At 28.1% G+C, this 9,347-nt stretch carries 9 protein-coding genes; all 9 read right to left on the reverse strand.

The window, feature by feature from the left end:
* Nucleotides 1-123 precede the first annotated feature (123 nt).
* The 9 genes from ACRCYC_RS15020 to ACRCYC_RS15060 all read right to left on the reverse strand — a co-directional run bounded on the left by ACRCYC_RS15020 (nucleotide 124) and on the right by ACRCYC_RS15060 (nucleotide 9,069).
* Nucleotides 124-477 carry a response regulator gene (locus ACRCYC_RS15020; protein ID WP_438619927.1) on the reverse strand — a complete coding sequence of 118 codons (354 nt, stop codon included), beginning with the start codon at nucleotides 475-477 and terminating at the stop codon, nucleotides 124-126.
* Between the two features lie 23 nt (nucleotides 478-500).
* A complete protein-coding gene (locus ACRCYC_RS15025; protein ID WP_438619928.1) occupies nucleotides 501-1,310 on the reverse strand; it encodes a CheR family methyltransferase in 810 nt (269 codons plus the stop codon).
* The gene (locus tag ACRCYC_RS15030; RefSeq protein WP_438619929.1) at nucleotides 1,294-1,776 is read right to left on the reverse strand and encodes a chemotaxis protein CheW; all 483 of its coding nucleotides are present in this window, start codon (nucleotides 1,774-1,776) and stop codon (nucleotides 1,294-1,296) included. The genes ACRCYC_RS15025 and ACRCYC_RS15030 overlap by 17 nt, the downstream gene beginning before the upstream one ends.
* Before the next feature lie 18 nt (nucleotides 1,777-1,794).
* Entirely contained in the window at nucleotides 1,795-2,280 is a 486-nt protein-coding gene (locus tag ACRCYC_RS15035; RefSeq protein ID WP_438619930.1) for a chemotaxis protein CheD, read from the reverse strand.
* Nucleotides 2,281-2,291: 11 nt separating this feature from the next.
* A complete protein-coding gene (locus tag ACRCYC_RS15040) occupies nucleotides 2,292-2,906 on the reverse strand; it encodes a chemotaxis protein CheC (protein WP_438619931.1) in 615 nt (204 codons plus the stop codon).
* A gap of 17 nt (nucleotides 2,907-2,923) precedes the next feature.
* Entirely contained in the window at nucleotides 2,924-4,006 is a 1,083-nt protein-coding gene (locus tag ACRCYC_RS15045; protein WP_438619932.1) for a protein-glutamate methylesterase/protein-glutamine glutaminase, read from the reverse strand.
* Between the two features lie 119 nt (nucleotides 4,007-4,125).
* The gene (locus tag ACRCYC_RS15050) at nucleotides 4,126-6,255 is read right to left on the reverse strand and encodes a chemotaxis protein CheW (protein ID WP_438619933.1); all 2,130 of its coding nucleotides are present in this window, start codon (nucleotides 6,253-6,255) and stop codon (nucleotides 4,126-4,128) included.
* Nucleotides 6,256-6,375: 120 nt separating this feature from the next.
* A complete protein-coding gene (locus tag ACRCYC_RS15055; protein WP_438619934.1) occupies nucleotides 6,376-8,115 on the reverse strand; it encodes a methyl-accepting chemotaxis protein in 1,740 nt (579 codons plus the stop codon).
* A gap of 378 nt (nucleotides 8,116-8,493) precedes the next feature.
* Nucleotides 8,494-9,069: a hypothetical protein gene (locus ACRCYC_RS15060; RefSeq protein WP_438619935.1), complete on the reverse strand. Its 576-nt coding sequence runs from the start codon at nucleotides 9,067-9,069 to the stop codon at nucleotides 8,494-8,496.
* Nucleotides 9,070-9,347 lie beyond the last annotated feature (278 nt).

Genomic DNA, 9,347 nt, shown 5'->3' on the forward strand with positions numbered 1-9,347 from the left:
TAAGGTTTATTTAATTTTATATTAATATACGTGATTTGATTATATCATAAAAGAAAATTATAAAATCAATTTCCTTTTATGATATCTAATATTAACTTAAATTTAAATTTTTATGTTTATAACTTACAACTTAGATAAAGCTGATACAATTATCTCTTCTTTAAAAGGCTTTACAATAAATCCTTTAGCTCCATATATAATCGCTTCTTTCATTCTAGCTTCTTGCCCTAATGCTGATACCATTACAATTGATGCTCCTGGATCTATTTTCTTTATTTCTCTTAAGGCTTGTAATCCATCCATCTCTGGCATAGTAATATCCATTGTTACAATATCTGGTTGTAACTCTTTGTATTTTTCAATTGCCATAACTCCATTTTCTGCCTCACCAACTATCTCAAATTCATGGTTCATAAGCATGTTTCTAATAGACATACGCATAAATGCTGCATCATCAACTATTAATACTCTTTTCATAATATTTCCTCCATTTATATCAATTATAATCTTTTTCTGTATACTGATGGTTTAACTCGTTCAAAATCAGTGTCTAAATTTGATAAATTTTCAGACATTCCAATTATTAAATATCCACCAGGCTTAAGTGACTCATACAACCTCTTAGATAATTTCTGCTTTGTAGGATTATCAAAGTAAATCATGACATTTCTACAAAAAATTACATCGTACTTAGATTTATCCCATCCGATATAATTATTTAAGTTAAAGTATTTAAAATCTACTAAACTTTTTATACTTTCAACAATTCCATAATTTTTGTCATTTATTTTTTGAAAGAAGTTTTTAACCCATACTTGAGGTAATTTTGATATTTTATCTTCTGAATAAATACCATTTTTCGCTTGTTTCAATACATTATTAGAAATGTCTGATGCTGTTATAGAAACTTTCAATTTTGAGTTTTTTCCAAAAATAGATGCTACTAACATAGCAATGCAATACGGCTCTTCTCCTGTAGATGAGGCTGCAGACCAAATCTTCAATCCTCCAATTTTTGGTTTTTTAAAATGAGGTATTAAAACTTCATCTTTTAAAAATTCAAAATGTTGTTCTTCACGCATAAAATATGTAAAATTAGTAGTTAACTTTTCTACTAAAACAGCTGCTTGTTCTCCTGTTTTATCTTGCATTAAATTATCTATATAACTTTTAAAATCTTCAAATCCTAATCGCTTTACCATTAATACTAATCTTGTTTCTATTAATGTTCTTTTATTTTCAAGATTTATCCCATAATTATTATACATAAAAGTTTTTAATTGTACAAAGTCTTTATTCGTTAATTTCATTATTCATATCCTCTACAATTTCCATTAATGAATCGCAGTCTAGTATTAGCTGAATTTCATTATTTATTTCACTTACACCTTCTATGAAATTTTGCTTATCTTCGTCTTTACTTGAATTCATTTTCATACTTTTATCAGAACATATATGAATAACTTCATTTACAGCATCAACTATTAATCCAATTTTATCTAATTTATTTTCAATTATAATAATACAGGTTCTCTCATTATACTCAATTGGTTCCATATCAAATCTCATTCTAGCATCCATTACAGGAATAATAGTACTTCTTAAATTTATAATTCCTTTCATGTACTTAGGAAGAAATGGAACTTTGGTTATAGGTAACATTTCAATAATTTCTATAATATATTTTGATGACAATGCATATTTTTGATTATTTATAACAAATACCATGTACAAATCATCTAGTTTATTTTCTATTATTTCCTCATTTGCATTCACAAATAATACACCATCCTTTTAGATAACTTTTTCGTTTTTACCAACGCTTTTGACTCTCAATTTATTGGTAGTAGGATCAAAAACAATAGTTCTTCCACAAGAACCTAGTACATCCTCAGATACAATAGAAATATTTAACTTTGCTAATGTTTCTTTACATGCTTTTACATTTTTTTCTCCTACAGTAAATATGCTACTTCCTGTATTTTTAAAATTAAACATGTGTGCACCACCAGCTAACTTCGCTCTTATAAATCTAGTGTTTGCTCCAGCCTTTTTCATCTCTTGATATAATAAAATAATACCGGTATCTGCATATTTAGCCTTATTTACTACATTTTTATCAGCTTTTGAATCCGAAAGTAAAATATGAACTAGTCCAGCTATTTTATTTATCTCATCATAAAGTATTACACCACAGCAAGATCCCAAACCAATAGTCATAATTTGATTAGGTGCCTTTACAATATTAAATTCAGCAATTCCTACCGTTATCTTTTCCATTAGTTATTCTCCTACTCAGTAAACCCTAATGATGTTAATAATTTCGTGCATGAATCTACTTTAGGAATAAAGTAATATTTACCCTCAATACTTAAATCTGTAGTGAAAAAGTCTGTTTCAATACATAAAATTGAATCAGCAACAGGCCCATACAGTGAAATAGGTAAATTCATAATTGCCATAACCATATCTACACTAAAATAAGGAATAGATGGATCTATACTTAAATTTGTCATATCAGATATTGCCGTTAAATATGTTCCACAAAGTATATTACAAATTTCACCTATTGAACTCAATTCTTTACAAACTGACTTATAATCATTTCTATCACATTCAATTTCTTTTCCTGAAATCCTTGATAACAAGTTAAATGCTGCTTCTACTTTCATTATAACCATAATGAATCCTTCCATATCTGATGAAAGTTGTAAAACAGTCCCTACAACTAGCTCTTCCGGAGAATCATAACTATTAGTTATATCGGAAAATTTAACCATATCACTCTTAGGAATACCTATATCTACTAATTCATTTAGCATTATAGCTAATGAAGATGACGCATTTCCTGATCCTATATTACTAATTTCACGAAATACATTCAATTTATCACATTCAAATTTCATATATACCTACTTTCTATCTACTCTTTATATTTCACGGTTGATTGTCTTCTTTTTAATTGGTTTAATATTACGTTTGGAATCATCTCTAAAGAAGTTTCTTTTAATACTGCTCCTATGTTTTTAGCAGCCATTGGCATACCATAAACAACGCAAGAATGTTTATTTTGGCCAATAGTATAACCTCCAGATTCCTTTATATCAAGTAACCCTTTTGCTCCATCAGAACCCATACCTGTTAAGATAACTCCTATAGCATTTTCTTTTGCTACTTTTGCTATAGATTTGAATAAATAATCTACTGAAGGACAATGTCCACTAACCTTATCGCCTTCTTTAATTTCTAATAAATACTTATTGTTTTTCTTTACAACTCCCATTTGTAAACCTCCAGGAGCTATATATGCATGTCCACTTAAAACTTCTTCTCCATTTTTACCTTCAGATACAGTTAATAAACATTCTTTATTTAAACGTTCTGCATATCTTTGAGTAAATACAGGTGGCATATGTTGCGTAATTACAATCCCTGGTAATCCTAATGGTAATTGTTTTAAAAGCTTTCCAACAGCTTCTACACCACCCATTGATGCTCCAATAGTAATTATTTCTTTATAACTATTTATTTTTACATTTATATTATCAAGTTTATTCTTTTTATGTACAGATTGATTGACTTGCGAAGAATTTATATTATGATGCTTCTTATCTAATTTAGCAACCGAAGCTTCTTTAATTTTAGATGCTAACTCATCATAAAAATCATTCATAGTATTTGCATTTGGTTTTTCAACAAATCCAACAGCCCCAGCACTTATAGCCTCAAAACATCTTCCATCAGTACCAGTAATTACAATAGTCGGAATAGGACATTGATCCATTAATATTTTTAAAAATTCTATTCCAGTCATTCCTGGCATTTCAATATCTAAGATTAATACATCTGGTCTAAATTCTACTATTTGATCCCTAGCTTCATATGGATCTTTTGCAGTTCCGACAATTTCTAACTCTGGATCTTCCTGAAGGTATTTTGCTATAATACGTCTGAAAATACTAGAATCATCAATCACCAGTACTTTCACCTTATTTTTTTTTTCCATAGACTATATCTCCTTTTTAACTTATCTACTGTCTTACTTAACATCTTCAGATTAATTTTCCAGTAATTTTAGTAACATCGTCTACAGTAAATTTTTATATAATACTATGTTAATACCATTTACTTATTTATAATAGCATTTACATCAAATATCAAACTAATAGATCCATCTTCTAAAATAGAACATCCTGACATGTAAGAATGAACTTTTTCAAACTTTGTTAATAATGCAGGTACTGGTTTTATTACAACCTGTTGCTGACCTATAATACTGTCTACAATGATACATACACTTCCCATTTCAGACTCAACTAAAATCATAATGCCTTCATCTGAATTTGATTCACCCATTTCTAATAGATTTGATAATCTCCTAATTTCATAGCAATTACCTCTAATAATTCCATGTTCTTCTCCATTTGGATTTTTAACAATATCATATGCACCCTGTCTAAATACTTCTTTTATATTAAGTGATGGAATAATATATATTTCATCTCCAATTTTTACTTTCATACCATCTACTATTGCTAATGTTAACGGAATTCGAAGCACAATCATAGTCCCTTTTCCATTTTCACTATCTATAGTAATAGAACCTCTTAACTTTCGAATGTTTGTATATACAACATCCATACCTACACCTCTACCAGAGTACTCACTTACAGCTTCTTTTGTAGAGAATCCAGGTGCTAATATAAAGTTATAAGCCTCTTTATCACTTATATCTTCAATATTCTTATTTGTAATTCCCTTTTCAATTGCTTTTTTTACAATATTTTCTTTGTTTAATCCACGTCCATCATCTTTTATAACAATTACAACATCTCCACCAGTATTTTTTGCTTCCAATACGATAGTAGCCTTTTCTGGTTTTGAAGTTTTTTTACGTTCTTCTGGTGTCTCAATTCCATGATCCATACTGTTTCTTATCATATGCATTAGAGGATCTGAAATATTTTCCAAAATATTTTTATCTACCTCAGTTTGTTCACCTATCAATTTTAAATCTACTGACTTCCCAGTTTTTCTACTCATATCTCTTACAACTCTTTGCATTTTTGTAAAAGTAGATGATATAGGTACCATACGAATTGACATAACTACATCTTGTAATTCATTTGTTAATTGATGTAATCTTCTTGCTTGTTTTTCAAAATTATCTCGATCAAAATTTTCTAATTGTGATTGTTTTTCTACCATAGACTCTGTAGTGACAATTTCGCCGACTAGATTCATCAATGTATCAACTTTATTTATATTTACAGTTAAATAACTATTTTTATTATGAACATGGGTTTGAGAATCTTCCACCTTAACATCTTTTTTAGATGATTTATTAATTACTTCTACTTCTTCATCAACATTGTTAGTTGCGTCTTCCTTACTTACTTCTTTTACTTCTTCTTTTACTTCTTCTCTAGTAACTACTATCTCATCATCTATAGATTCAGATACATCATTTAAATTTGATATCCCAAATATAGTTTGTATTTGTTCTTCATCTACAATTTCTGTAACTTCAAGTGATTTAAGAAACATAGTTTCTCCAATACACTGTTCAAGTTCATATTTTTCTCTTGTTGTTTTAACATATAATATAAAACCATCATTTATTATAATATCGTCACACTCAATACTTAAATCTTCTGGTATAGTCTTCATAAAAGAGCATAAATTTTCAGCTATAGCTACTACACCAAGCGCTCTAATACCTTCCATTCCACAGCCACTTTCAAATGAAACTTTTATATGAAAATATCTTTCGCCTTCTACTTGTATATCTACAGTGTTTTCACAGTCTTGTGGTAGTTTTATCTCTAGTTCTTTATTTTCATCACTACCTTCATTCTCATCTTTTAGTAATCCTAAAACTCTTTCATGCAATTCATCTATACTAGCCTCTGGAAGTAATCCATCTTGTACATTTAACATTTCTTCTTTTAGAAAATCGATACTCGCCAATACTACATCTACAATTTCTTCCCATTTACTATTAGAAAGTTCCAATCCATTTCGTATTTCATCGAAAACATCTTCTATACTATGTGTAAGCTTTGTTATACTATCATAACCCATCATAGCTGAAGAACCTTTTATTGTGTGCATTGCTCTGAAAATTTCTTCAATATCTTCTTTTCCTAGTTTGCCAGTATCTGATTGTCCTACAAGTAGAATTTCTTCTAGTTGTTCTAATAATTGCATATTTTCGTGCACATAAAATTCATTTAAAGAATCCATTCCGCTCATATTTTATCTCCTTTAGTTATTAAATATGTTATTTTAAAAGTTTCAAAATATTTTTTTGAAAATGGAAGCATAAAAGCTCCCATTTTTAAAACCTATACTATACAACTTATAGTTATAGTATTAGTCACTCTCGCTCATAGCAAAATAATTAATTTCATCATTACTAAAATTTATATTTTTTTGAGAAATATTTATATCTTTTAATTTAAAGTTCTCAATAAGTACCTTAAGCATCTGTGCTTGTCCACTTAATTCTTCACTAGCAGCAGCACTTTCTTCAGAAGTTGCAGAATTTGTTTGTACTACTTCTGAAATTTGTTCTACCCCTAATGTTACTTGAGCTATAGCACTCGATTCTTCCTCTGATGCTTTAGCTATCTCATCAACCAATATAGTAGTTTTATTAGTCGTATTAATTATTTTTTGAAGTGATTGCGCAGTATTATCTAAAATCTTAGTTCCTTTATCAACAGCTTCTATTGAATTTTCAATAAGCATTGCTGTATTTTTAGCTGCTTCTGCTGATTTAGCTGCAAGATTTCTTACTTCATCTGCAACAACTGCAAATCCCTTCCCAGCAGCTCCTGCACGTGCGGCTTCTACTGCTGCATTTAATGCTAATATGTTTGTTTGGAAAGCTATATCATCTATAGTTTTTATAATTCGTCCAATTTCATTAGATGTAAATGAAATTTCTTCCATAGCTTTAACCATTTGTTTCATTTGATCATTTCCATCTTTAACTTGACGTCCTGCATTTAAAGTTAATGAATTAGCTTTTTTAGCATTATCTGCTGTATCTTTAATTTTGTCAGATATCTCTATAATAGTTGCAGATAATTCTTCAATTGCACCAGCTTGTTCAGTTGCACCTTGAGATAACATTTGTGACCCACTTGCAACTTGATCCGATGCCGCTCCAACTTCTTCTGCTGCTACATTAATTTGTGACATAGTTTCACTTAAATCATTAGTTATTTTCAGTATTGATTTTTCAATATTTTTAAATATACCAATATACTCTATTTCAGGTTTAACATCAAAATTTCCAGCTGAAACTTCTCCTAAAACATTTACTGTATCATTTATAAGTTCTTTAGTTTTATTACTCATTTGACGCATACTATTAGCTAAAGAACCTAATTCATCTTTTGATTCATAATTTATACTAATATCAAATTCACCAAGTGCCATTTTATTTGCAGCTTCCTCAATTTTTTCAATAGGTTGCTTTAAACTCTTTGTAATATAAACACATACAATAACCCCTACACCTATAGTAATCAAACTAATAACAATCGAAATTGTAGTAGCTCTTTCAGATGTTTTTTTTATTCCTTTATCAAATGCTTGTCCATCAGATTCAGCCTCATCATTAAGTATCATTGAATTTTCTACACACTCATTATATGCATTAAAGTATGGTGTATTTGGTTTTGTTATTTCTATTGCCCCATTGTAATCACCTTTTTCAATAAGTGCAAAAACTTTTTCACACTCTTGTCTTAGGTTACTTACAGATTTATCAAGATCATCAACTAATTTAGCATCTCCTCCAAAAGAACCTCGGATTACTTTAATCCTTTTATCAATACTATCAAAATCATCCATTGTCTTAGCTTTATATTGTGCAATATCTTTTTCCATAATTGCATTACCCAGCATTCTTCCAACAGAAACTAAATCTCTACGAATCCCCATAGATTCAGTTGTCGATTGATATGGTCCTGTAAATAATTTATGACTTAAAGTTTCTGATTGCTTTAATCTAGATATTGTGTAAAGACTTGTAAATGCTGTAAGCATTAATAAAATCATAAAAGATATACTTAACTTTTTACCTATTCTTAAATTTTTCATATACATTCCTCCCTATTTTTTATAATTTTGGGTACATCATATAATAAATTTTTCAATTTAATAAGCAAGCTTGTCTTTTCTTTTAATATCTCAATATCTAGATAAATTTCAATTTTGATAGTACCTATATTCCCCTTCAACATTTCTATTTAATATCGCAAATAGTTTGCCTCATTTTTTATACGGATAAAAATACAGATACTTTAGATTTTCTATGCTATATTTTCTTAATTATATAATTTTATTTTTAATAATACTTAAACTTTGTTTATTATTGATTTTAAAAAATAATAAAATTAGGGTACTTATCTATTTTTGTATATAACTAAAATAGATAAGTACCCTAATTTCATTGTTTTTATTTTATAATATTAATTATTATTTAGTTTTTATTCCTAAAAAATGTTGAGCATCTTTTATCATTTTATCAAAATCTGTTCTTGTATTATTTCCAACCTTAAGTAAATCATTTAATCCTTTTTTAAATTCAACTTCAGATTTTTGCATCAAATCTGTTGGAATTGATTCTAACTTTTTACTTCTTTCTTTTAATTCTTTTATAACCTTATTTCCTTGTTCAATTAATTTGTCATTCATATCCTTTATCTTTTTATCTTCTGTTTTAACATTTCCTAAAGAATCTACAAATTGTTGTAATTTTTCTTCACTATCCTTGTATGCATTTTTTAATTCAGTTACATAAGCTTCATTTCCTGGGTAATCTTTAGTTGGTTCCTCAACTACTATTTTTCCATATTTATTGTAATTTTCCAGTCTACCTATATTATTTTCATATATTTTACCGAATTCATCTTTATAACTCTCTAAAGTCATATTTTCTTTTGTTGTTGTTGACTCAGTTGTTGTTTTATCAGATGTTTTAGTTGTACAACCTGCTACTCCAAATGTAAGTATTCCTATTAATCCTAATGTTACTAACTTTGAATATTTCATATTATACCTCCATATTTATAGTTGAATAATTATTTATTTAATTTTATGTATAAATAATTTTCTAGGCTTTCAAAACTTATTTTCTATATACTTTAATTTATTTTTAAACAATCTATAAATTTGGGCTTGGTATTGAGTAGTTATTTGCTGGTATTTTATCAACTTTAACTTATATTTCATTTATATAATAGATTTTTTATACATACTATTATACTTTTTATATGAAGTGCTAAATATATAATTATACTCCTATATACATAGCACTTCATGATTAATAT

The sequence above is a fragment of the Paraclostridium sp. genome (genome assembly GCF_051657365.1).
GTDB lineage: Bacteria > Bacillota > Clostridia > Peptostreptococcales > Peptostreptococcaceae > Paraclostridium.